28 protein-coding genes are annotated in these 23204 nt (G+C 68.3%); 21 read left to right on the top strand and 7 right to left on the bottom strand.

Annotation, left to right across the window (positions count from 1 at the left end):
- The first annotated feature begins 92 nt into the window (after positions 1–92).
- The 5 genes from AAFF32_RS15515 to AAFF32_RS15495 all read left to right on the top strand — a co-directional run bounded on the left by AAFF32_RS15515 (position 93) and on the right by AAFF32_RS15495 (position 3718).
- Positions 93–989, top strand: coding sequence for a restriction endonuclease (locus AAFF32_RS15515; RefSeq protein WP_342315680.1), 897 nt, complete (start codon positions 93–95; stop codon positions 987–989).
- A 75-nt stretch (positions 990–1064) separates the two neighbouring features.
- Positions 1065–1787, top strand: a complete 723-nt coding sequence (locus AAFF32_RS15510; RefSeq protein WP_342315679.1) for a hypothetical protein — start codon at positions 1065–1067, stop codon at positions 1785–1787.
- Between the two features lie 53 nt (positions 1788–1840).
- Positions 1841–2398: a DUF3228 family protein gene (locus AAFF32_RS15505; protein WP_216961962.1), complete on the top strand. Its 558-nt coding sequence runs from the start codon at positions 1841–1843 to the stop codon at positions 2396–2398.
- A gap of 104 nt (positions 2399–2502) precedes the next feature.
- The gene (locus AAFF32_RS15500) at positions 2503–3171 is read left to right on the top strand and encodes a hypothetical protein (RefSeq protein WP_342315678.1); all 669 of its coding nucleotides are present in this window, start codon (positions 2503–2505) and stop codon (positions 3169–3171) included.
- 178 nt (positions 3172–3349) lie between these two features.
- On the top strand, positions 3350–3718 hold the full coding sequence (locus AAFF32_RS15495) for a DUF4019 domain-containing protein (protein WP_216961960.1): 369 nt from the start codon (positions 3350–3352) through the stop codon (positions 3716–3718).
- Positions 3719–3760: 42 nt separating this feature from the next.
- On the opposite strand, the gene AAFF32_RS15490 is transcribed toward AAFF32_RS15495, so the two are convergent.
- Complete coding sequence (locus tag AAFF32_RS15490; protein ID WP_342315677.1) at positions 3761–4078, bottom strand: PAAR domain-containing protein; 318 nt, start codon at positions 4076–4078, stop codon at positions 3761–3763.
- 213 nt (positions 4079–4291) lie between these two features.
- Between AAFF32_RS15490 and AAFF32_RS15485 the strand changes: the two genes are divergently transcribed.
- Positions 4292–5215: a M14 family metallocarboxypeptidase gene (locus AAFF32_RS15485; protein WP_342315676.1), complete on the top strand. Its 924-nt coding sequence runs from the start codon at positions 4292–4294 to the stop codon at positions 5213–5215.
- Between the two features lie 76 nt (positions 5216–5291).
- Complete coding sequence (locus AAFF32_RS15480; RefSeq protein ID WP_342315675.1) at positions 5292–6392, top strand: Gfo/Idh/MocA family oxidoreductase; 1101 nt, start codon at positions 5292–5294, stop codon at positions 6390–6392.
- A gap of 342 nt (positions 6393–6734) precedes the next feature.
- Here AAFF32_RS15480 and AAFF32_RS15475 read toward each other — a convergent pair whose 3' ends face one another.
- Positions 6735–7703 carry a hypothetical protein gene (locus AAFF32_RS15475; protein WP_342315674.1) on the bottom strand — a complete coding sequence of 323 codons (969 nt, stop codon included), beginning with the start codon at positions 7701–7703 and terminating at the stop codon, positions 6735–6737.
- 88 nt (positions 7704–7791) lie between these two features.
- Here AAFF32_RS15475 and AAFF32_RS15470 point away from each other — a divergent pair, with 88 nt between their 5' ends.
- Complete coding sequence (locus AAFF32_RS15470) at positions 7792–8952, top strand: glycoside hydrolase family 18 protein (protein WP_342315673.1); 1161 nt, start codon at positions 7792–7794, stop codon at positions 8950–8952.
- Positions 8953–9039: 87 nt separating this feature from the next.
- The gene (locus AAFF32_RS15465) at positions 9040–9333 is read left to right on the top strand and encodes a hypothetical protein (protein WP_342315672.1); all 294 of its coding nucleotides are present in this window, start codon (positions 9040–9042) and stop codon (positions 9331–9333) included.
- Positions 9334–9354: 21 nt separating this feature from the next.
- Here AAFF32_RS15465 and AAFF32_RS15460 read toward each other — a convergent pair whose 3' ends face one another.
- Positions 9355–9987 carry a DUF4136 domain-containing protein gene (locus AAFF32_RS15460; protein WP_342315671.1) on the bottom strand — a complete coding sequence of 211 codons (633 nt, stop codon included), beginning with the start codon at positions 9985–9987 and terminating at the stop codon, positions 9355–9357.
- Positions 9988–10217: 230 nt separating this feature from the next.
- On the opposite strand from AAFF32_RS15460, the gene AAFF32_RS15455 reads away from it, so the two are divergent.
- The 3 genes from AAFF32_RS15455 to AAFF32_RS15445 all read left to right on the top strand — a co-directional run bounded on the left by AAFF32_RS15455 (position 10218) and on the right by AAFF32_RS15445 (position 12608).
- Entirely contained in the window at positions 10218–10943 is a 726-nt protein-coding gene (locus AAFF32_RS15455) for a hypothetical protein (protein WP_342315670.1), read from the top strand.
- 379 nt (positions 10944–11322) lie between these two features.
- A complete protein-coding gene (locus tag AAFF32_RS15450) occupies positions 11323–11691 on the top strand; it encodes a contractile injection system protein, VgrG/Pvc8 family (RefSeq protein WP_342315669.1) in 369 nt (122 codons plus the stop codon).
- The gene (locus AAFF32_RS15445) at positions 11628–12608 is read left to right on the top strand and encodes a DUF6708 domain-containing protein (RefSeq protein ID WP_342315668.1); all 981 of its coding nucleotides are present in this window, start codon (positions 11628–11630) and stop codon (positions 12606–12608) included. The genes AAFF32_RS15450 and AAFF32_RS15445 overlap by 64 nt, the downstream gene beginning before the upstream one ends.
- Here the strand turns inward: AAFF32_RS15445 and AAFF32_RS15440 are convergent.
- Positions 12605–14647, bottom strand: a complete 2043-nt coding sequence (locus tag AAFF32_RS15440) for an alpha/beta fold hydrolase (protein WP_342315667.1) — start codon at positions 14645–14647, stop codon at positions 12605–12607. The genes AAFF32_RS15445 and AAFF32_RS15440 overlap by 4 nt on opposite strands.
- 139 nt (positions 14648–14786) lie before the next feature.
- On the opposite strand from AAFF32_RS15440, the gene AAFF32_RS15435 reads away from it, so the two are divergent.
- The gene (locus AAFF32_RS15435) at positions 14787–15209 is read left to right on the top strand and encodes a hypothetical protein (protein ID WP_342315666.1); all 423 of its coding nucleotides are present in this window, start codon (positions 14787–14789) and stop codon (positions 15207–15209) included.
- A 73-nt stretch (positions 15210–15282) separates the two neighbouring features.
- On the opposite strand, the gene AAFF32_RS15430 is transcribed toward AAFF32_RS15435, so the two are convergent.
- Together AAFF32_RS15430 and AAFF32_RS15425 are read right to left on the bottom strand one after the other, a co-directional pair.
- The gene (locus AAFF32_RS15430) at positions 15283–15834 is read right to left on the bottom strand and encodes a peroxiredoxin (RefSeq protein ID WP_216966736.1); all 552 of its coding nucleotides are present in this window, start codon (positions 15832–15834) and stop codon (positions 15283–15285) included.
- 74 nt (positions 15835–15908) lie between these two features.
- On the bottom strand, positions 15909–16946 hold the full coding sequence (locus tag AAFF32_RS15425; protein WP_342315665.1) for a sensor domain-containing diguanylate cyclase: 1038 nt from the start codon (positions 16944–16946) through the stop codon (positions 15909–15911).
- A gap of 84 nt (positions 16947–17030) precedes the next feature.
- Between AAFF32_RS15425 and AAFF32_RS15420 the strand changes: the two genes are divergently transcribed.
- The 6 genes from AAFF32_RS15420 to AAFF32_RS15395 all read left to right on the top strand — a co-directional run bounded on the left by AAFF32_RS15420 (position 17031) and on the right by AAFF32_RS15395 (position 20855).
- On the top strand, positions 17031–18512 hold the full coding sequence (locus tag AAFF32_RS15420; protein WP_342315664.1) for a DUF4034 domain-containing protein: 1482 nt from the start codon (positions 17031–17033) through the stop codon (positions 18510–18512).
- Positions 18513–18630: 118 nt separating this feature from the next.
- Complete coding sequence (locus AAFF32_RS15415) at positions 18631–19362, top strand: extensin family protein (RefSeq protein WP_342315663.1); 732 nt, start codon at positions 18631–18633, stop codon at positions 19360–19362.
- Between the two features lie 152 nt (positions 19363–19514).
- The gene (locus AAFF32_RS15410) at positions 19515–19940 is read left to right on the top strand and encodes a type II 3-dehydroquinate dehydratase (RefSeq protein ID WP_342315662.1); all 426 of its coding nucleotides are present in this window, start codon (positions 19515–19517) and stop codon (positions 19938–19940) included.
- A gap of 6 nt (positions 19941–19946) precedes the next feature.
- Positions 19947–20153: a hypothetical protein gene (locus tag AAFF32_RS15405; RefSeq protein ID WP_216966746.1), complete on the top strand. Its 207-nt coding sequence runs from the start codon at positions 19947–19949 to the stop codon at positions 20151–20153.
- Positions 20154–20169: 16 nt separating this feature from the next.
- Positions 20170–20628: a hypothetical protein gene (locus AAFF32_RS15400; protein ID WP_342315661.1), complete on the top strand. Its 459-nt coding sequence runs from the start codon at positions 20170–20172 to the stop codon at positions 20626–20628.
- A 53-nt stretch (positions 20629–20681) separates the two neighbouring features.
- Positions 20682–20855, top strand: a complete 174-nt coding sequence (locus tag AAFF32_RS15395; RefSeq protein ID WP_216966750.1) for a DUF1328 family protein — start codon at positions 20682–20684, stop codon at positions 20853–20855.
- A 72-nt stretch (positions 20856–20927) separates the two neighbouring features.
- Here the strand turns inward: AAFF32_RS15395 and AAFF32_RS15390 are convergent, their stop codons facing one another.
- Positions 20928–21530, bottom strand: a complete 603-nt coding sequence (locus AAFF32_RS15390; protein ID WP_342315660.1) for a hypothetical protein — start codon at positions 21528–21530, stop codon at positions 20928–20930.
- Positions 21531–21724: 194 nt separating this feature from the next.
- Between AAFF32_RS15390 and AAFF32_RS15385 the strand changes: the two genes are divergently transcribed.
- Both AAFF32_RS15385 and AAFF32_RS15380 read left to right on the top strand, forming a co-directional pair.
- Positions 21725–22633 carry a dienelactone hydrolase family protein gene (locus tag AAFF32_RS15385; RefSeq protein ID WP_216966755.1) on the top strand — a complete coding sequence of 303 codons (909 nt, stop codon included), beginning with the start codon at positions 21725–21727 and terminating at the stop codon, positions 22631–22633.
- 61 nt (positions 22634–22694) lie between these two features.
- Positions 22695–23168 carry a YciI family protein gene (locus AAFF32_RS15380; protein WP_342315659.1) on the top strand — a complete coding sequence of 158 codons (474 nt, stop codon included), beginning with the start codon at positions 22695–22697 and terminating at the stop codon, positions 23166–23168.
- Positions 23169–23204 lie beyond the last annotated feature (36 nt).

The following is a 23204-nucleotide window of genomic DNA, read 5'->3' as shown; positions in this document are numbered from 1 at the left end:
ACTCAAAGTTGCGAAGCGGGCTGCATCGGCTGGGTGCGGGCGCGACCCGGGCGCTAAGATCATCGCCACCAAGGACTTCCGCAGGGGGCGGAATGAACGGACTCAAGCCTGTGAGCCACCGCCGCAGCGATGCGCTGACGCGGGTCGGCTGGGACCAGCTGGAAGTGCTGCTCGCCGCGTACTACCGCAGCGAGGGTTATGAGGTCGAGCATGTCGGCACCGGCGCCACGGACGCGAAGACCGACGGCGGCATCGACCTGAAGCTGCGTCGCGACGAGCAGTTCATCGTCGTGCAATGCAAGCACTGGAACGCGATGAAGGTGCCGCACAACGCGGTGCACGAGCTGCTGGGCCTGATGGTCAACCACGGCGCGACGGGCGCGATCCTGGCCAACAGCGGCGAGTTCACCAAGGCCGCGATCGAGGCCGCCACGAAGCTCGGTCACGTCCAGCTGATCGACGGTAACGAGCTGCGCATGATGCTGGGCCCGATCCGCGAGCCCGCGCCGGCGTTCGACGTCCGCATGGGCGGCGTCGATGGGGTGGGTTCCGCGATGGCGCGACGCGTCGGCGAGCGCCTGTTGTCCGCCGCCGAAGACCGCATTCGCTACGGCAGCGGTGGAAGAGGGCGGCGCACCGCCACGCGCAGCATTGCGGCGGTGATCGCGGTCAAGCTGCTGGGGGCGGCGTTGTTCCTCGCCTTGATGCTGGTGCTTTATCTGTTCGTATGGCGCACGCTGCAGAGCGCACTGACGCCAGCGCGGCCACCAGTGGTCGCAGCGCCCGCAGCGCCCCCCGTTGCGAAGACGGCCGCGACATCGACGGCCCCGAACCCTTGCCACGAAGTGATCGATGCGCCGTCCGGCACCTACATCGACCACTGTGCGACGACGGTGGCATCGCGCCCCTCCGCCGCGCAGGTGCGCGAGCAGCAACGGCGGGCGGAGGAAGCGATGAAGGTCATCGCGGAGTCGACGCCGGAACTGTAACGAGCGGTATCGAGTTGCCCCGCGCGGCCCTGCTTCTTTGGCATGATCCGTCCACGATCAGGCGCAGGAGGCGATATGGACGAGGCAGGGCAGGGCGTGTCCGAGGGCGGTCAGGCAAGGAAGTGCAGCGCGAACGCGAGGCGCCGTCTGGGTCGGTGCGCGCTGCTGATCGCGCTTGCGTGGTCGGCCGCGGCAGGGGCGGTGTCGGCCGTTGCTCCGGAATCGGGCGGAGCGGGGCCCGTCATTGCGACGGCGGAGGAAACACGCGCCATTGTCCAGGCCGTGCTGGAAGCGGTCGATTTCGCGGGCGAGCCTGCTCCTCCGACGGATGCACAGGAGGCACCGGCGCCTGCGTCGGCGCGCCTGCTGTTGCTGGTCGATGAATCGCTGTGCCTCGGCGACGCACCCGGAATCCGGTGCGATGACCACCTCGTGGATGCGCCGCCCAAGGCACTGGCCGGGTTCGTGTCGCGCGCGCTCTTCGACGATCTGGCGCGGGCCAACGTAGCGCGCGTTCCGCTCGATCTGTCGGGCATTCCGGGCACCGCGCCGGTGCGCCGGAGCGATCTGGAAAACCTGGGCGCCTGGGACGGATGGCCACGGTTCCATCGCGACTTCCCCGACACCAAGGGGTTCATGAAGATCACGCGCCCGGTACTGAGCGAGGACCGGAGCGTTGCGCTGATCTATGTGACCCACTACTGCGGGCCGCTGTGCGCGGTCGGAATGATGCTTCGCCTCGAGCGCTCGGCGCAGGGCTGGCGGGTCGTCGCGGAAAAGGGCGTGTGGGTGAGCTGAGGCCGCCCGCGCCCGTGACCGATAATGCGTCATCGCCGCCTAACCTCCCGCCCATGTCCATCATCCTCACCGACTTCGCCCGCACCCGCCTGTTCCCGCGCGAGCCGCGGCGCAACACGATCCAGGACTGCACGCCGGAGGAGTTCGAGCGGCATCTCAACGACGTGACGCCGCTGAAGGTGCTCGACGGCTACGCGCCGTTCTGCAAGCTGCACGTGCACCGCAACTGGACCTCCACGCGCTGCCTTGCGGTACCGATCACCGACGCCAACCGCCACCTGCTGCGTTCGGACTACGAGGCCCGCACACGCGAGGAACTGCCGGTGCTGGTGCGCTGGTTCGAAGGCCTGGAACCGCCCGTGGCGGACTACCTCGTCGTGATCCTCTACAGCCGCGAGCAGTTGGCGAAGGAGGGCACGCACACCACCGCCGACTGGGGTGTCGTGGGCTGCATGTACACGGCCGAACCCGTCGAGACCCCGATGGCGCCGATCACGATGCTGCGCAACGCGCTGGGCGTGGAAGAGGGCGGCTCCGGCGTGCCGATCGATCGTGAGGCGTATCTGCGCAGCGTGGAGTTCTGGCGGGGGCATGCGAACTGGCGGGGGTGAGCGACGCATGCATCGCCTGAAGGTGCACGGGCCCGCAGGGACATGCCGGGTGCCTGTGTGATGGCCTGGCGCTACCATTCCCTCAGGACTCGACGGGGGCGCGCATGGAAGATCTGGGAGTGGATGCACCGATACGTTCGCTGCGCGAATCCAATGAGGGCCTGACATTCGGATGGCTGTATCGCCGCGTACAGGATCTGGCGGCGATCAGTCATCATCCGCCGGCGTCCAGATTGGAGCGCTGGTCTCTGTGGGCCGGGTTGCTTCTGGCGGGATTGGGGTTGTTGGTGGCCGCACAGTCATGGCTGCCGCCTGTGGTGGTGCTCTGGATCGCGACAGGCTGCTTCATCGGCGAGATCGGTGGGCTGGGGCTTTCCGTCTTTCTTCAAATAAGAAGAGAACTGCCGAGCTTCGTTCGCCCACGTGAAACACACGCCGCAGAGATGGACGTGGACTTCGCCCGATGGCAGGACGTCGTGCATGAACTTCGACGCTTCCCCCGTGCCGAGCGCGAGTCGCGCTTGCGCTTCATCACCACATTGCGTCTGCACATGGGCGAACGCATGGGCATGCTGTTCGGTGGAATACAGCGGCTGGGCGTCTTTCCCGTGCTGGTCGCGCTGTACTTCCAGTTTCGGGACTGGAAATGGGGCGACTGGGCCGGTGCGTTCGACGTAAATCTGCTTGCCGGCCTTCTTGTATGGGCGATGCTGCTGCTGTACGCCGGCGGATGGCTGCTGGTGGGACTTCGGTCGAGGCTCGATTCGATGTGAGCCTGCTGGAAGAGTCGCTCCAAGGGTGATGCAGGCCGTCGCCTGATCTGGCGCTCCAGCCCACGACTCCGGACATTTCTCATGGAGTCGCCTGTCGCGCATGGGCATGCTGCACGGCCGTGCTGCGGATCTCGCTCGCACGGGCATTGCCATCCCACCTGCGTGCACACGGGCGCCCATGAACGACATCGACTGCGGCAGCATCGTCAACGCCGCCACCCGCCTCGTCGAGATGATCGACGGCGGTAACGCCACCCAGGTCTGGCAGCGGGCTTCGTCCGTGGGGCGGCAGGTGCTGGACGCGGGCGCGTTCCATGAAGCGATCATCGACTCGGGGCGGCCGATGATCGCGCCCGTCTCGCGCCAGTGGTCCGAGGTCGTCCGCTACCACGTCGGGGCGGGCGATGCGCAGGGCAATCCGCCGGGACTCTACGTGGCGGTGATGTTCAGCACCACCTTCGCCGGCCAAAGGACCTGCGACGAGCGGGTCACCCTGAGGCTGGACGAAGACGATGCGTGGCGCCTGGTGGGGTATGCGATGCGGTGATGGCGGGACGTGTGCGCTCGGCCCGCGATCAGGGCCGTTCCCTCACGACGGCCCGGTCGTGTCCGACGCCGTGTTTTCCTCGGCCACTTCCACCGACACCAGCCGCTGCTTGCGCGACACCAGGCGATGGCCGCAGGCGAGCGCCGCGCCGTCATAAGCGACCCGGAGGTTGCCGAAGTAGATGGCGCCCTCCGACACCGTGGTGCGGCCGCACTGGCCGCAGGTGACGGCGTGTCCGGGGCAGGTCACCGCCCGCAGGCCGCCGTCCGTGCACGCGACCCGGACATCGGGCAGTCCTTCGATCGTCTGCCCGCCCGCGGTGGTGGTGTCACCGACGACGATGATGTAACGCTTCGGCATTGCGCTTTCCCCGAGTGAACTGGCGCTAGTTGCCGGTGATGCAAAGAGAGTGGCAATGTGACTTTGTCTGACGTGAAGGGGCGACGCGGCCGGCCGGAATTGTCGATGGCCGGACGGTTTCGGTCGCAACCTTTGGTCCGATGCCAACCGCCGGTTTGCATCGGCGCGCCTGCTAAAGTGCGGCCTCGCCCTGCTACCGAGTGTTTCCGCGCCATGACCATGACTGTCATCCCGTATCTCATCGGCACACCCGGAACGCCCTGGGGCGCCGCGGAGAAGGCGGCGTGGCTGGCGCGGCAGGTGCGCCAGCGCAGCTATGCCGACGAGGTGGTCCGGGCCATCGACGGCCTGCGCGCGGACTTCGACGTGGTCGAGTACGGCCGGCTGGACTACGGCGACGAGCACTTCCCGCTGCTGGCAATCAGGAACCGCGACTGGGACGACGCCCTTCCCGTCGCCCTGGTCACCGGCGGCGTGCACGGCTACGAGACCAGCGGCGTGCACGGCGCGCTGCGGTTCGTGGCGCTGCACGCCAGGGAGTTCGCCGGCCGGGCGAACCTGCTGGTGGCGCCGTGCATCAGTCCGTGGGCTTATGAGCGCATCCATCGCTGGAATCCCGATGCGATCGACCCCAACCGCTCCTTCCGCGATGGGAGCCCGGCGCAGGAATCGGCGGCCCTGATGCGCCTGGTCGCGCTGGTGCGCGATCGCGTGCTGCTGCACATCGACCTGCACGAGACCACCGACACCGACGAGACCGAGTTCCGCCCCGCGCTGGCCGCGCGCGACGGCAAGCCCTTCCAGCCCGACGGCGTGCCCGACGGCTTCTACCTGGTGGACGACAGCGAGCACCCGCAGCCGGCGTTCCAGCAGGCGGTGATCGAGGCGGTGGCGAAGGTCACGCACATCGCACCGGCCGACGCGCAGGGGCGCATCATCGGATCGGACGTGGTCGCACCGGGCGTCATCGAATACCCGCTGCGCAAGCTCGGCCTGTGCGCCGGCGTCACCGACGCGCGCTACAAGACCACCACCGAGGTCTATCCCGACAGCCCGCGCGCCACGCAGGAGCAGTGCAACGCCGCGCAGGCGGCGGCGGTGTGCGCGGCGCTGGAGTACGCGCTGGCGCACCGGTAGCGGTTCGCGTTACACGCGCGGCGCATGGCGTCGCGCGCAGGCAGTGCATCGATCCTTTCTTCGAGCGAGTCACGCCATGCCCGATCCTTCCCGCCGCAGGTTCCTCACCGAAACCGCCGTCGCCCTGGCCGCCGCGCCCTTCATCAGCACGAGCGTCACGCGCGCCCGCGCGCAGGAAGCCCGCAAGCTCGGCGTGGCCGTGTGCGGCCTGGGCCGGCTGAGCGAACACCAGATCGCGCCCGCGCTGGCGAAGACGAAGCATTGCCGGCTGGCGGGCATCGTCACCGGCACGCCGGCCAAGGCCGAAGCGTGGAAGGCGAAGTACGGCTTGCCCGCCACCAGCGTGTACGACTACGACACGATGCACCGGATGGCCGACAACCCGCACATCGACATCGTCTACGTCGTCACGCCCAACGCGCTGCACGCGCAGCACACCATCGCGGCGGCGAAGGCCGGCAAGCATGTGTTCTGCGAGAAGCCGCTGGAGATTTCCGTCGAGCGCTGCCAGCAGATGATCGACGCCTGCAAGCAGGCCGGCCGCCTGCTCGGCACCGCGTATCGCTGCCAGTTCGACCCGCATCACCTGGAGTGCATCCGCCTGGTGCGCGAGGAGGTGTTCGGCAAGCCGACGATCCTGCAGGCGGGGTTCGCCATCAACGTGGGCGAGCCGGGGCAGTGGCGCCTGCAACGGGCGCTGGCCGGCGGCGGTGCGTTGATGGACGTGGGCATCTACGCCTTGCAGGCCACGCGCTACCTCACGGGCGAGGAACCGGTGATGGTGTCGGCGCAGGAGACCAAGACCGATCTTCGCCGCTTCGCCGAAGTCGACGAAAGCATGGTGTGGACGACGAAGTTCCCCAGCGGCGTCATGGCGTATTGCAGCACCAGCTACAAGGCGGGCGGCATCCAGAATTTGCGTGTGAATGCCGAGCGCGGCTGGTTCGAACTCGACCCGGCGTTCTTCTACGACGGCAACCACGGGCGTCGCAGCGACGGCAAGGAGATCCGGTTTCCGGAGATCGACCTGTTCGCCGCGGAGATGGACGACTTCGCGCGTTGCGTGCTGGAACAGCGGCCGAGCAAGGTGTCCGGCGAGGAGGGGATGCGCGACGTTCGGATCATGCAGGCGATCTACGAGTCGGCGCGGACGGGCAGGGCGGTGACGCTGGGGTGATCGGCGTGGGCGTAGCCTTGATTCCCGCCGGCCTGGGCCGCGGGAAGACCCGTGATGCAGGAATGACAGCTCAGGAATGACAGCTGAAGGCGCTTTCAAGAGGCGCTGTCATTCCCGCGAAGGCAGGCTCCGCTCCACTTCGGCGGAGCCGAACATCCAACTGTCTGAACTTCATGCTCTCCGTAGAGCAGAACTGGTGTGCTGCAAGTTGGATCCCCGCCTTCGCGGGGATGACAGCTCAGAAGGTCGCGATCTTCGGGCAGATCTCTCTACTGCCCCCACGCCAACCCTTCTCAGCGCACTTCCTTCGGCCACCGGTGGAAGTGGGGCTCTCGAAGCGCATTAGGTCTCTTCCTCTTCCTCTTCCTCGTCGTTCCCACGCCACCACGCGTGGCTCTCCACTCGCTCCGGCGGCGCGTGATCCGGCGTTTCGATGCCGTCGATGCGACGTCCCGGCCCGCGTGAGACCCACTCTTCCAGCAGACGCACCACGGCCGCCTTGCCCTGCGCGCCGATGCCGAGGTTGCGTTCGGCGTTCCATCCGTCCGCTTTCGACTCGCCCGTTTCGTCGTGATCGTGCGGCGTGCCGTAGCTGCAACGCAGGCAGTAGTGCACCAGCGAGCTCGTCCAGTCTTCCACATAGCCGATGCCGGGCAGCGTGGCCTCGGTCAGGTCATTGAGATCCTCAGGCGTTGCGCAGTGCACGAAGGCCACGAACGTGCGGAACTCCGACGACGCCAGCGTGTCGAGCGCGTTGAACACCGGCGCCGTGCGGTCGCCGTTGCCGGTGCGTCGGCGGCCGGTGGGGGCGCCGTCGTGCAGGACGATGTCGAACAGACGGTGGCCGCTCTCCGGCAGCGGCACGTTGAGCAATCGCGCGCGCACGATGTCGATGCGCCGGGCCCACACGGTTTCGCCACGGCCCCAGGCATTCAGGCGGATGCTGATCAGGCCAAAGTCGCTTTCGATGGGACCGTCGCCTTCGGGTATGCCGATGCCGCATTGCGTCCACTGGTTGCGCGCCTGCGCCCAGTCGCCCAGCGCGGTGGCGGCGATGCCGGCGTTCCAGGCCATGCTTTCGTCGAAGCCGCCCTTCAAGGCCTGCGCGCGCAGGTTGTGGTGCAGGCTGTCGGACCACTCGCGCAGGTACTTGTGCGCCAGTCCCTTCATGTAATGCAGGTGCACGGCGTCGGGCTGATGTTCGAGCAGTTCGCCGAACTGTTGCGCGGCCAGCGTCAGTTCGCCGCGGCCGAAGGCCTCGTAGGCCTGCTTTTCGAGGGTTGTCGTCTCGGACGGATCAAAGGCGGTCATGCGCATCCCCATGCATTGGCCGAAAGCATAGCGTGCACCGGCCCGCAGGGCGGGTATCGTGGCGCTCTCCCGCACACGAGACGACCGCATGCTCCGCCCGACCCTGGCCGCCATCGCGCTTCTCCTTGCCGGCGTGACCGGCGCCGGCCATGCGGCCGAGCCGATCATCGGCGCCTATTACCCCGGCGGTTCCGCCGCGCGCTATCCGGTATCGAAGATTCCCGCCGACACCGTCACGCATGTGTTCTACGCCTTCGCGCGCATCGAGGACGGGCGCTGCGTGGTCGCGCCGGACGCGGCCGCGCATTTCAAGGCGTTGGCGGAGTTGAAGCGCCGGCATCCGAAGTTGCGCACGCTGATCTCCATCGGCGGCTGGGAAGCCGGTGGCTTCTCCGATGCGGCGCTCACGGCGGAAAGCCGCGAGCGCTTCGTGTCCTCGTGCATGGCGATGTTCTTCGACACCCACCGCGGCAGCTTCGACGGCGTCGACATCGACTGGGAATTCCCGGTGTACGGCGGGCCGAAGGAGATCACCGCGCGACCGGAGGATCGTCGCAACATGACGCTGCTGGCGCAGGAGTTCCGCGTCCAGCTCGACAAGAGGGGCGCGCAGGACGGAAAGACATTCCTGCTCACGGCCGCATTGCCGGCCGGGCGCATGCAGTCCGACGGCCCCTACGATCCGGCGCGCAGTTTCGACCTCGCCGCGCTGGGCCGCACGCTGGATTTCATCAACCTGATGACCTACGACATGGGCACGGCATTCTCGACCGTGTCCACGTTCAACGCACCGCTGCGCGAAGTGCCGCAGGATCCGTTGCCGGCGGAACTGCGCCGTTACAACAACGTCGAAGGCGCGGTGGAGTTCTACCGCGCGCACGGCGTGAGCGCCGACAAGCTGGTGCTGGGCGTGCCGTTCTACGGCCGCGGTTTCCGTGTGAAGGACGCGGATAACGACGGCCTCTACCGGCCCTACACCGAGCCCTATGCCGCCGGCGACTGGCGCGAGATCCGCGCCAAGCTGCTCGACAACCCGAAGTGGAAGCGCCACTGGCATCCCGTCGCGCAGACGCCGTACCTGTTCAACGCGGACGAGCGCGTGTTCGTCAGTTACGAAAATCCCGAATCGATCGACCTGCGTTCGCAACTGGCGAAAGAGCACGGCCTGCGTGGCGTCTTCATGTGGGAGCTCACGGGCGACGACGAGCAGCACAGTCTGCTGAAGGCGATGGCGCAGCCGTTCAAGTGAGGCGGGCGCGCTCGCAGTGAAACGCGCGTGAAGTCGGGGTCGCGGCACGGGGCGCACAATGGCGCCCCCGCGAACGAGGCGGCCTTCATGTCCGAGCACCCCGATGACACCGCGACCCTGCAGGCGTTGCTCGATCGCCTGGTGAAGTTCCGCCTGCCGCGCGCGATGGCGCTGAAAAAGCGCGTCGATGCCGGCGAACGAATCACCGACGCCGACCTGGACTTCATGAAGCGGGCGCTGGAGGACGCGCAGGACGGGCAGCATTTCGTCGCGCGCAACCCGGAGTTCCATGCGCTCGGCGCGCAGCTCGTGCAGCTCTACGAGCACATCGTGGAGAAGGCCACGGAAAACGAGAAGAACGCCCAATCCAAAGACGGTTGAGCGTCCGCGAACATCGCGCGCTTACTTCGACGCCTTGGGCAACGAGGCCAGCGTCTGCGTCGCCACGGTGTCCAGGTTCACCGCGCCGGCGCCCTTGGCCTTCACCGAGCCGCGATAAAGCGCGCGCCACAGCACGCGGATGTCGGAGGGCTGGATCGCCTCGATCTGCAGGCCGCCCTCGACCGTGTCGACGGTCTTCACCTTGAACGTCGGTACGCCACCGGCGCCGTGTTCGACCAGTTGCGAACAGCCGCCGTGCCCGCATTCCAGCGCGCTCTCGCGGATGCTGCCGCCCTGCGACCTGGTTTCCTTCACGCTCGTCTGCTGCACATCGCGAACACCGACGCGGTAAGCGAAGGCGAGGTCGGCCTTGCGCACGTCGTCGATGCGGCGATAGCCCTTCGCTTGCAGGGCCTTGTTCAACGCTGCTTCCAGCCGCGCGCGCAGTGCCGGGTCCTGCACGCGCTGGTCGAACTCCGCGCTCAGCTGCGCGGGCATCGGCACCCAGGCGTAGGTCGGGCCGGGAAGCGAAGCGGCGGGCTTGGAGACCTCGACGGACGACGTGGGTTGCTTGCGCGATTGCGCGTCGGCGGGCGAAGCAAGCGAGGCGATCAGCGTGCTGCAGGCGAGCGCGATGGCGAGCGTTCTCATCATGACGGCCTTCCCCGGGCGGTGGCGATGGCCGTCATCGTGGTGGCGGGGGCATTAGGGCGGCGTGAGGTGTGGGGCTGTGCATGCGGACACACCCCTCTCCCTGGCCGCCTTCGGCGGCCTGTCCCTCTCCCGCAAGGGGAGAGGGAGGTCTCATGCGCGCGCCGTCGCCCCATCCACGACACGCCCGCGCACGATGCGTTAGCGTGTCCGAAGCAGGCACGGGAGGCCCCATGCGCAACCTGGATTTCAGTTCCTGGCAGGCGGTGCTGTCCACGCTGATCGGGCTGGCGGTGATCACGCTGATCGGCGTGGGCATCCGCCTGATCGTGATGCAGATCGTGCAGGCACGACGTGAGCGCGAGAACCGCCAGATCAACGAGCGCCTGCGCACGCTCATCGCGGCCTACAAGACGCTGGGCGGTTCCTTCACCGGCAACCTAGCGGTCGATCCCACCCACCTGCGCGACCTGCAACGGCGTGGCACGGACGCCACGCCTGGCGTGGAGCCCGGCAGCGCGGAACTGACGTGGCCGAGCTCGGACCGCTCGCGCCGTATCCGCGATGCGGTCGAAGGCGCACTGTCGGACATCCTGCTGCTGGGCACCGACGAACAGGTGCGCCTGGCCGCGCGCGCGGCGGGGGACCTCGTCGCCGGAAGGCAGGTGCACACGGCCGAACTCGTCGTCTCGCTGCGCGACTTCATCCGCGGTGTGCTCGACCTGGATCCCGTGCCGGCGAACCTCGACATCCCGCGACAGGGCCCCGCGCGCCCGTCGTCCAGCACCAAGGGAAAAGGCGAGGGCGCGAAGGAAGACCGACAGGGCGGTCGCGGCGGTGGCGGAGGAATGGGCGGCGGCATGGGCGGCGGCATGGGCGGCGGGCTGGCCGCCGGCGGCCTCGGCATGGGGCTGGGCGCGGGCCTCGCCGACGAAACGCAGGACGACGGCAGCCGTTAGCCCGGCAGCGCCTCCACGGCGGCGATCACCACGTTGCGTCCTTGAGCCTTCGCTCGCTAAAGCGCGGTCGGCCGCTGCGTTCAGGTTCACAAAGTTGCATCGTTCGGCGGCCACGGCGCCCCGACCTTGGCGAGCACCTGGAGTCAGCCCCCGCGTCTGCTCCCTACTTCACCCCGAGACGGGCCGCGACCAGCCTGCATCGCGAACGTTCGTCGAGGCGATGAGCATTGCGATCGAGTAAGGCCGGACATGCTGCGTACGTGTGTGCGCTCAGAAGATGGGGAACGAACTCGAGCGGCACGCACCGAAGACTCTTTCGTGTTGAGCAGCGTGCTGATCACCACGCACATTCTGGCCTTTGCCTCCATGGATGATCGCAATGCCGATGCAGTCGGACCTTCGCTTTCGACTCGCCGTCCCCGACGGCCCCGACCTGGATGTCGTCCGGTTTGAACTGGAGGAAAGTGTCTCTCAGCCTTTCCGACTGGAACTGGACCTGTCCAGCTTCAACGACGCCATCGACACCAACACATTGTTGGACCACGAGGCGACCTTCACCATAGAGCGTGACGGCATCGCCGAACGCACCGTCGTCGGTATCGTCACCGCGTTCGAGACGGACGAAACGGGTTTCCAACGCACCCGTTATCGCGCCGTCGTCGAATCTACGTCTTCAACGACACGGTGCTGGAACTGCGCTGCGGCATGTTCGAGCCGTGGCGGGGGTTGGTTACGTTGTTGTCGGTGACCATAGTTGGAGTGGCTGGATCCTTTTTGCTCATGACAAGCAAAGTGGTGGCCACATTGATCAGTGAATGGGGGACGGTGCCAATATCTGTTTTCTTGGTGACCGTGCTTGCCTTTGTCATATTTGGAGGAGGGGGCGGAGGTATTACTTGGCTCTACTTCAAATACGGCTTCCGCATCAGCCGCCTGGAAATGCTGACCAGCCGGCACCTGCTGATCCGCTTCAACCGCAAGACCCGACAGGTGTACCTGCACCGGCCGAAATACTGCGGCGGTATCGTCACGTTGCCGTGGGACGGCACTATTGGCGAAAACCCATCAGCCAGCGCTACCGAGGCCAGCGGCATAGGTAGGCCACTGATACTGCACTGGGCACCAAAGAACACCGGGTTGCCGCAAATGGAGATGGCCTTCATCGGCCCTCAAGCCCAAGGTAGCTCGGAACTGCGCAACGAATGGGAATTCATCCGCCGCTTCATGGAGGATGGCCCGGACGGTTTGCCCAAGCCGCACATCACCTCGCACTTCCCGTGGCCGTGGCAGGCATTCACCGCGCAGTTCGAAGGTGTCTCTCGCTTCTTCGCCAACGCCAGCCCCGCGATGCAATGGGGCCTGATCCTGATATCACCCGCCTTCCTTGCACTGGGCACGGCGCATTGGCTCAGCCTTCTGCTGTGCTGGAAACCGCGCTGGCCGAAGGTCATCCGCGAAGCGGGGCTGCCCGGTAAACCGACACCACCGTTGACCACCCTGGCCGACTACCCACCCGACATTCAACAGCGCTTGCTCGCCAACGCTGACCAGTGGGAGCTCAAGCCCGGCAGTCGGCCGGAACAGAAACCACGCGTATCGCGCCGGAACAACCGCAACGAAGCAGCCCCCAGCGCCGCAGCGGAAATGCAAGACGAACGCCGTTAGGCCGGCAGCGCCTCCACGGCGGCGATCACCACGTTGCGACCCTGCGCCTTCGCGCGATAGAGCGCGCGGTCGGCCGCTTCGGTCCAGTCTCGCAAGGTGGCATTGTCCGGCGGCGGTGTCGCTACGCCGACGCTGACGGTGCACCGCAGCTCCGGCCACTCGGCGAACCCCAGCGTGGCCACGCCCGCGCGGATCTCCTCGGCGACGACATGCGCCTCATGTACGGGCACGGACAGGGCGATGGCGAACTCGTCGCCGCCCAGCCGGCCGGCGTGGCTGCCGACGGGCGCCGCATGGCGGATCACGTCGGCGATGCCGCGCAGCACGTCGTCGCCCGTGGCGTGGCCGCAGCGGTCGTTGATCGCCTTGAAGTGGTCGATGTCGACCAGCAGCAGCGTCGCGCTGTCCGCGCCGGCGCGGTGGCGTTGCAGCAGCGCCGACGCCTGTTCCTGCCAGTGGCGGCGGCTTTCCAGGCCGGTGAGTGCGTCGAAGCGGCTGAGTTCGTCCAGCCGCGTGTTCTGCTTCTGCACATGGCGGATCAGGCGGTAGGTGCTCAGGCTCACCGCCAGCGTGTGCACCACCAGGATCGGCAGGCAGGCCAACAGCACCGGCATGCTCGTGTGCGCACGAACCGCGAAGTCCGTGACCAGGCCCATCGCCAGCAGCGACATCCCCATGCCCACCAGCGAGCGCAACCACAGCCCGCGCACGCCGGAGTTCACCTTGTCCGCCGTCGCCACCGTGAGCAGCACCACCGATGGCAGCACGGTGAAATGCATCAGCGGCACGAGGCTGCCGGCGATCATCGAGTCGAAGGTGAGGTTGCGCAGCTCGGCGCGATTGGGATCACGCGCGGTGCGCGCGTGCAGCCAGGCCAGGTGCGGCCACGCATAGCCGGAGAACACCGTCCACGCCCATGCGAGCGGATGCGCCTGCAGTTCGTACAGCACCAGCATCACCGGCACCACGCCCAGGCCCATGCCCAGGATGCGGAACGGGTACACGCGCCCCGCCAGCGTTTGCAGGCGAAGCGGCGCGTGGTCGGTGCGGCCGCGCTCGGACACGTTGGATCCCCGTGATGGCCTTCGCATTAGGCCGCAGGGAAAAGCCGGCGACAACTTGCGCGCACGGGCAAAAACTGACGCTGCGGGTTCGGCGGCCCGGGCGGCGAGGAGGTCCTGCAGGCAGGCGTCGGCGGCGTTGCAGACGATCGAGAGGTGGCCTTCGTCCGGAAGGAAACGGTAAGTGGCCCCCGGCACGTGCGCGGCGATGTACTCGCCCATCGCCGGCGGCACGTTGCGATCGTGTCCGCCCTGGTAGACGTGCACCGGCACGCGGATGTCGCGCAGTTCGAAGCCGCGCGGACGGGCGATCAGCGCCGCTTCGATCAGCGCGCCTTCGATGCCCTGTTCGTAAGCCAGCGCAAGGCTGCGCGCGAACACCGCGACCTCGTCCGGATGCGAGGCGACGAACGCGCGATCCGGTGGCGTCATCATCGCGGCCAGGCGCTGCACGGCGCGCAGCGGATCGCGCCGGAACATGCGTTCGTCCATGCGCAGCATCGGCGCGACCAGGCGCGGGTGCAGGCGCGAGAGGCCGAACAGCAGCTTCAGCGCGGGATGCTGGCCCGCCCGGATCGCCGGCACGTCCATCGGCCCCATGCCGGCGATGAGGCCGACGTAGTCCAGCCGTTCGCCGATCTCGCGCGCGCACGCCAGCGCATAGGCGCCGCCGCAGGAAATGCCGAGCACGCCGAAGCGGTCCAGTCGCAGATGGTCGGCGAGGGCCTGCACGTCGCGCGTCCACGACAGCACGGTGCGATCCGGCGCGGGCGTGGAGGCGCCGAAGCCCGGGCGGTCGGGCGCGATCAGCCGCACGCCCGCGCGCCGCGCATGGGCGTCGATCAACCCCGCCTGCGCATGGCTGCCGGGGAAGCCGTGGAAGACCATGAGCGGGACGCCCTCGACGGCGCCGTGTTCCTGCCAGGCCAGCGTGCGGCCGTCGGCGAGGGCGATGGAGTGGGGCGGTCGGGTCTGCATGGCGCCATGATCGGCGCGAAGGCGGTCGCGCGACAGCGGAATAATTAATTGAACACGCCCGCGTCCGACCCGTGGGGCTTCCCCGCCGCCATGCCGTGCTTTAGCGTGCGAATGCGCGACACGCCACGGGAGGCGCACGATGCAGGGAAGGATCCGCGGGGCCACGATGCTCATGCTGGCGGCGTTCGCGATGCATGCCACGCCGGCGAGATCGGCTGCGCTGAGTGCGGCGGCCCAGTCGCATGTGACGCAGGTGAGCGAGGCGCTGCGTGCGCTGCAATCGGACCGCAGCCACGCCGCCCAGAGTCGCGCCAATCGCGCCATCGAAGTTCTGCTCAAGGACCGCTCGCCGGCCGCGGACGAGGCGATGGCGGCGCTGGCCGGCCACTACCTGGGCGAAGCGGCCGAGGTGGAATGCGAGATCGCCGCGCGCGGCGAGCGGATGGTCCCGCTGCTGGAGCGCTTCGACCGCGCGCCTCCGCCGTTGCCGTTGGCCGCGAGCACCGTGCACAGCCGGGCGGAACTCATCCAGTGGATCCACGCCGGCGTGCGTTGCGACTAGCCACGAAGGGGCCGCAAAAAGAAAGCCCGCCAATCGGCGGGCTTTCTCCTTCGCATGCAGTAGGCGCAGCGACTTACTTCTTCTTCTCCAGCGCTGTCACCGCATCCAGCGATTCCTTGACGTGCTTCTGCGGCGCGAGATCGGAATACACGTGCGCGATGGTGCCGTTGGGCGCGATCACGTAGGACGTGCGATTCGACCACTCCGGCTTCTGCGCCAGCACCGCGTCGTACTGCTTGGCGATCTTCGCGCCGGTGTCGGCGGCGACGGGGAACTTGCCGCCGCAGTGTTCGGTGGACTTGGAGAACGCGGCGAGCTGGTCGGTGTTGCCGGCGGTGATGCCGATCACCGTGGCCTTCTCGGCCTTGAACTTGTCGATGGCCTCGGAGAACAGGTGCGCTTCCAGGTTGCAGCCCGGCGTGAACGCGGCCGGGAAGAAGTACACCACCACCGGGCCCTTCTTGAGCGCGTCGGACAGCTTGAAGGTGAAGGGCTCACCGGCGAGGTAGGCGGGGGCGCTGAACTCGGGCGCCTTGGCGCCGGCTTTCAGGGCGGCCAGGGCCGGCGTCGCCAGCGCGACGGTGGCGAACAGGCCGGCGACGGCCAGCTTCAAACGGGTGTTCATGTGACGCTCCACTCGGAGGGGTGCGCATACGATAAGGAAATTCGCGGCCCGCGCATGGGCCGCAGTGCACGCCTTCACGCCGGCGTGAGCGCTTGCGCCTTGCGGGCGCGCTTGACCGCGTACATCGCCGCGTCCGCGCGGGCGAGGAGGGCGTCCGGACCGGGCCGGTCGTCGCCGGCCACCACCACACCGACGCTGGCGCCGCCGTACTCCACCGTGACCGTGCCCAGGTCGAAGCGGCGGCGGGTGCACTGGCTCAGCCGCTCGCCGAAGGCGGCGATGCTGTCCGGGCCTTCGGCATGGGCGACCGTGCCGACCACGACGAACTCGTCCCCGCCCAGCCGCGCGGCGAAGTCGTCCGCGCGCAGCGCGCCGGCCAGCGTGCGGCCCATCGCGGCGAGGAAACGGTCGCCGGCGTCGTGGCCGTGGCGGTCGTTGATGGCCTTGAAGCCGTCCAGGTCGATGAAGGCCACCACCAGCGCCTCGTGCTGGCGCTGGCAGTGCGCGATGCGCCGCGTCAGTTCCTGCATCAGCGCACGGCGGTTGGGCAGGCCGGTGACCGCATCGACCAGCGCCGACGCCGCGAGCGCGGCATTGGCTTCCTGCAGGCGGTCGAGCAGGCGCTCGCGTTCCAGCTGCTGGCCGATCAGGCGCGAGAACATGCGCAGCGCCCGCTGCGCGTCGTCGGCCAGCGGCAGGCAACGCGCGCTGGCCGCGCACAGCGTGCCGTAGACCGTGCCGTCCTCCAGCCGCACCGGCGTGCTGACGTAGGTATGGATGCCCAGGGCGCGGGCCGCGTCGGAATCGCCCCAGCGCGCCGGCACGTCGTCGGTGTATTCGCAGCCTTCGTCGAGCGCGCGCTGGCACAGCGTGTCCGCCCACGGCACTTCCAGCGCTTCGGGAATCCGCAACTGCCGCGTATTGCGCGAATACAGCACGCGCTGCACGCCGGCGTCGGCGTCGATCGAGGTGAGGTAAGTCGATTCCATGCCGGTGAGCGTTTCCAGCACTTCCAGCAGCGGCCGCACCAACTCTTCCAGCGTGCGCGCCCCGGTCACGGATTCAGCGATGAGGGCGAAGGGCAGCGGGACGGAAGGAGCGGCGGTGTTCATCACACTATTGTAGGCCGCCCCGATCTCCCCCTGTGCGGCGCGGCGCCGATGCGTTAGCGTCCCGTCCCAACAGGGGAGATCGACATGACAGGGATCCGCATCGTTGCGGCCGGCCTCGCGCTGGCTGCCTCGCTCGTCCATCCGCCGGCCCATGCGCAGGGCGATGCGGGCAACGGCTCATCGCCCGAGCAGTGGGCGCAGTACGTCGCCCAGATGCGCGCGGCCGACGCCATCGAGAACCCCGAGGCGCGCTGCAGGGCCTACCCCGACCTGCCGGGCAACCACTGGCGCCCCGGCACCGCGGCCGGGCTGTGTGCGCTGCTGCGCGCGCCGGCCTGGTCGTTGGACGAGATCGACCGGCTGCTCGGCGACAAAGACGGCGCGGCCGAGCTGGAGCGCCGATTCGCGGGCCTGCTGAAAGCGCACTACAGCGACAAGGCGCAGCGCGAGCAGATCTTCGTCGAGTTCAACCTGTTCGATGCGAGCGATCGCGCGGCGCAGGTTGCCCAGCGCTGGTTGAAGGTCGCGCCGGACAGTCCGTTCGCCCAGACCGCGATGGCCGCGCACTACGAACGGTTGGGGTGGCGTATCCGCGGCAACGACTCTGCGGCCAGCACCTCGCGCAACGCCATGGATCGCATGTCGGCGCTGTTCGACAAGGCCGTGCCGCTGTACGAGCGCGCATTGGAGACGCAGCCGCGCCTGAGCGTGGCCTGCCGCAACCTGCACCGCATCGGTCGCCAGAGTTCGCACGTGCTGGAGGCCCGCGCAGACGCAGCCTGCCGCAAGGTCGATCCGGATTCGTACTACCTGTCGTCGGAATGGATCCGCGCCGCGGAGCCGCGTTGGGGAGGCTCTGAAGAGCAGATGCGGCAGGCCGTGGCCTATGCCGCCGCCCGCACCGATCGCAATCCCACGCTCGGCGCCCTGCTGGGCGAAGCCGCCGGATACGGACCGCTGACCGAAGGAGGCGATGACCCCGAAGCGCTGGCGTCCGCGGTGCGCATGGGGCCGAGCCTGATGCTCGGCTATGAGGCCGGTCGCCGGTATGAGAGGCGCGACCAGTGGCAGCAGGCGCTGTCGTTCCTGTCGCAGAACTCGCGTTTCGCGCCCAAGCATGAAGAGACGCGCTATGCCCGCGCGCGCGTCCTGTTCTACGACATGAAGGATGTGGAGTGGGCGCGTCGCGACATCCTTCCCTTGCTGGAAAGCAATCCCGACGACAGTCGCTACGCGTTCCTGTTCGCGCAGATCACCCGGCGCAGGCAGGGCGAACGCGCCGCGCGGCCCTATTACCTGCGCGCCATGGGCGGAGACGGCGAGATGCGCGAGCCGGCGATGGAGAAGTACTGCGCCAGCTTCGCCGATTCGCCCGACGAAGCGGCCGAGGCGGACACGTGCACGCGCATGCTCGTGGCGGAATTCCCCACCAGCTCCGAAGCCTGGGCGCAGCGCCACAACGTGCTTCACCAGGCCAAGAGCCCGGAAGCGCCGTACGCGATGGAGCAGTTCAAGAAGTACATGGGCATCGAGGATGCGCGGTCCGCGACCCCCTCGGGCAAGTAGCCAACGAACGCACCGGGCATGCGGAGTTTCGATGCGTCCGGCATGCGGCCGTCGTGTCGTCGTGAACATTCCCGCGACGCGCGTTTGACGCGCACTCGCTGACAGTCGCGCGATGGCCGTGAACCTGCTTCGAGTCCGATCGCTCCTGTGGCTGCTGCCGTTGCTGGCAGCGGCAGGCCTGGCATGGGCCTTGTGGTCCGGTCGGCTGCGCGTTCCCGACGACTGGAATCCCTGGGCGCCGTTGCGCATCGATGCGACGCCGAACCTGCTCACGCGCTTCAAGCTGGAGCGCGCATCGAGCGATCCTGTCGCCTGCCGCAACGCACTGTCGCAGGCGGAGCTGCGGCTCTCGCCGGTCGAAGATCGCGTCACCGGCGACCACTGCGGTTTCACCCATGCCGTGCGCATCGAGCGCAGCAGCGTCGCGGTGGGGGAGCCATTCACGCTGAGCTGCCGCGCGGCGCTGTCGCTGGCGATGTGGGAACGCCACGTCCTGCAACAGGCCGCGCAGGCGCACCTGGGTACGCGCGTGCAACGCATCGAACACCTGGGCTCTTACGCCTGTCGCAATCTCTACGGCGAACAAGGCCGGCGGCGCAGCCAGCACGCCACGGCCGACGCGCTGGACATCGCCGGTTTCGTGCTGGACGACGGCCGTCGCGTGCGCGTGCTCGCGGACTGGCCCGCGCCGGTCGACGCCGCAACACCGCCTTCGGCCGAAAGCCGCTTCCTGCGCGCGCTGCACGATGGCGCCTGCGACCACTTCGACGTCGTGCTGGGGCCCGACTACAACCGCGCGCACGCCGACCATTTTCATTTCGACCGCGGTTCGGTGCGGGCCTGCCGCTGACGGCGGCAACGACGCACGCGGCATCGATCGTGACGATGCACGAAGGCCTCGCCTGAAGGCTTTACGCGCCGGTTACGCATCGGCGCGCACCGCGAATGGAGGCATTACGCGGGGCCGCGGGACACTGGCGTCCACATCACGTGGAGGACCCCATGTCCATCGCCATCCTCACCGCACAGCACGGACGCTCCGGTATCAACGGTCTGCCGAGGGAAGTCGTTTCGCAACTTGCCGGCCGCGCCTCGCAGGCGGGACGCACCATCGCCGTGCGCGGCTGCCGCGACGTCGCCGAGATGGTCGAATGCCTGCGCCGCGTGGACGGCAAGGGGACCGAGTTCCTGCTGCTGGATCCGGGCGCACGCGCGGACGACGCGCTGGGCGCGGCGCTGGAAGAGGTCCGCATTCCGTACATCGAAGTACACGCCGACGACGTGCGTGCGCACGCGCCCTCGATCGGCCGCCACCGGCTGGACGTGGTCGACGGTTACGGCGCACAGGGTTATCTGCTGGCGCTGTCGATCGCACTGGAGCACCTGGGGTGCGCCGAGTGCGAGAACGATGTCCACGTCGGAACCTGAGCGGCCATGCGCTACTGCTTCTTCGCCGACTACGAGATCCACCTCGCCGAACGGCTGTGCATCCGCGGGCAGACCACGCTGGTGCACGCGACGGCCGACGGCATCGACCTGGACCCGGCCGACGTGCTCGAACGCGTGCGCGCGCAGGCCGCGGGTTCGCACGGTGTCACGCCCTCGGAAGTGCGCGTGCGTGCCTTGAACCGGCTCGACTGAGCGCGCGCAAACCGTCATGGACATCTCCGCTGCAGACATCGTGATAGTGCAGGGCCCGCATCCGGCGCGGCGCGGCCTCAGCGGCGAAGCGCTCGCCGGATTGCGCGGCATCGCCCGCGCGGCCGGCAGCATCCTGCGTGTGCGCAGCTGCGCTTCGTTGCGCGAGTTGATCGCTTCGCTGCGCAGCGTGCGGGCAAGGGGCGATTTCGTGCTGCTCGACCCGGGCGAACTGGCCGATCCGATGCGGTCGGACGCCACCCTGCGCGAAGCACTGGAATCGATGCGCACGCCTTATGTCGAAGTGCACGAGCGCTGCGCCGACGTGCTGGAACTTCCATTGCGCGCGCAGGCGATGCCGCTGGCGACCATCGTCATCCACGGCGATCTGGGCGCCAGCTACCGCATCGGCCTGGGCATCGCGCTGCGCCGACTCGGGCGTCACGCCGCGCACACACTACCGCTCACGCGGGAATGACAGCGCCGCGACTAAGGTCCGATGCCTCGCAAGGGTTCGTGGAGTCAGACGACATGTTCAAGTGGGCCATCATCTTCGCCGTCATCGGCCTGCTCGCCGGTGCGCTGGGTTTCAGCGGCGCCGCGGGCGCGGCGATGGGCATTGCCAAGCTGCTGTTCTGGGTGGGCCTGGGCATCGCCATCGTGCTTTTGATTCTGGGCGTGACCATCGCCAAGAAGGTGACGTAAGTCGCCACCGCCGTCGGTGCGTGGGGCATCGGCGGCGGTCTTTTTTCCGCGCGCCCCTGCCGCGCGCGGCGATCAGCCCGGGCCGGGCTGGATGGTCACCACGCGCACGTCGAAGCGCGAACAGTCGGCGCTGTCCGCATGGCAGATGCCGTTGATCCACACCTCGCCATTGCCGAACATCACGCCGCGATAGCTGACGAACAGCTCGGCGTATTTCTGGTTGCGCACCGCCTGCACGATCGCGGGCGAGAAGACGTCCTCGTAGTCGGCCACGAAGGCCGAGGCATCCGGGATGGTCTTCTTCTTTCCTTCCACCGTCGCCGTGAACGGGTAGTCGACCATGCCCGCGACGGCGGCTTTGTCGCCGCGCACGACCGCCGACTGGAACTCGCGGATGAAGGGTTCGTACTGCGCGTGATCGCCCAGTGCCTTGTCGATGGCGGCGTTGGTCTGCTCATCGCCCGGCGCTTGCGCGCGCGGCGGAGGCACGGCGGCGATCGCCGCATCGGCCAATGCCCGTGCCGGAGGCGCGGTGCCCGTGGCGGGTGCGGGCGTGGTCGCTGCGGGTTGCGTGGGCGGTGGCGTGGAGGCCGCATCGGCGGGCGCCGGCGTGGACGTCTGCTGGCAGGCGGCCAGGAGCAGGGCGGCGGTCAGCCAGGTCGGCGCGTTCTTCATCGCGGTCTCCGTCGGGGAAGGGCCGGCGCTGCATCGTGGGCATCGCCGGTTCGATACGGTGACGCATCGCGCGTCCACGCCGGTTGAACGCCGTCCGTCGCGCCGGGACGTCGGCCAGGCGCACGCCGCACCCTGCGTCACGGATTCGCCGGTATCCTCGCCGGCACGCCCGATCACCGCCGCGGAGGTTTCCCATGGCCGATACGCCCCGTCGCAAGGCCAGCGATTTCGATCCGGAAGTGCTGAAGCTGTTCGACCAGTACGTGCACGGCCTCATCGACCGGCGCGGGTTCCTGCGCGGTGCCGGACGCTTCGCCGTCGGTGCCGCCGGCGCGGCCGGACTGCTCGCGGCGCTGAGCCCGCAGTTCGCCGCCGCGCAGCAGGTCAAGCCGGACGACAAGCGCCTGGTCGCGAAGTACCTGGAGTTTCCGTCCCCGCAGGGGTATGGCACCGCGCGCGGTTACCTCGTGCGTCCGGCGAAGAAGAGCGGTCCGTTGCCGGTGGTGCTGGTGGTCCACGAGAACCGCGGACTGAACCCGCACATCGAGGACATCACCCGCCGCCTCGCACTGGAGGGTTACATCGCCTTCGCGCCCGACGCGTTGTTCCCGCTGGGTGGTTACCCCGGCGACGAGGACAAGGCGCGCGCCGAGTTCGCCAAGCTCGATCAGGCCAAGACGAAGCAGGACTTCCTCGCCGCCGCGAAGATGCTGCGCACGATCGAAGGCGGCAACGGCCGGCTTGGCGTGGTCGGCTTCTGCTACGGCGGCGGCATGTCGAACTTCCTCGCCACGCAACTGCCGGATCTCGACGCCGCGGCGCCGTTCTACGGTCCCGCGCCCGCGCTGGAAGACGTGCCGAAGATCAAGGCGAACCTGCTCGTGGTGCTGGCCGCTAACGACGAGCGCGTCAATGCCGGCTGGCCTGCGTACGAGGCCGCGCTGAAACAGGCCGGCGTTCGCTACGAGCTGTTCCAGCCGCCCGGCACGCAGCACGGCTTCAACAACGACACCACGCCGCGCTTCGACGAAGCCGCCGCGCGCGAGGCGTGGAAGAAGACGCTGGCGCTGTTCGAGTCGGCACTGCGCAAGCCCGCGGCATGACGACTGTGCCGGCCGCGCCGTGCGCGAGCGCGGCGCGACGGCGCCTCTGGAGGAAGCCGAGATGAAACGCTGGACCCATTTCCTCGCCGTCGCGCTACTGTGCGGCTCCGCTCCGCTGGCGGCACAGGAAGCGCCCGCCGCCCCGTCATTCGACGCCGCATTGGCCAAGCGCCTGGGCGCGGACGAGCACGGCATGCGCCGCTACGTGCTGGTGGTGCTGAAGACCGGGCCGAAGCGCGTGCCGGACGGCGAGCAGCGCAAAGCGATGTTCGCCGGCCACTTCGCCAACATGGAGCGGTTGTCGAAGGAAGGAAAGCTGGCGGTGGCCGGTCCGTTCGTCGAGGACCCGGCAGGCTGGCGCGGCCTGTTCGTCTTCGCGGTGGCCGACGTGGAAGAGGCGAAGCGTCTGGTCGCCACGGACCCCGTGATCATCCAGGGCGAGATGGTGGCCGAGTACCACCCGTGGTACTCCTCGGCGGCGCTGATGCAGATTCCGCAGCTGCACGAACGGCTGGTGGCACCGGCGAAGCCGTGAGGCGCGCCCGCTCCGCGTCTGCGATGCGGAGCGTCG

The sequence above is a fragment of the Lysobacter sp. FW306-1B-D06B genome (assembly GCF_038446665.1).
Classification (GTDB): domain Bacteria; phylum Pseudomonadota; class Gammaproteobacteria; order Xanthomonadales; family Xanthomonadaceae; genus Lysobacter_J.
The sequence above is the reverse complement of the archived record's forward strand: the minus strand, read 5'-3'. Positions and strand labels throughout refer to the sequence as shown.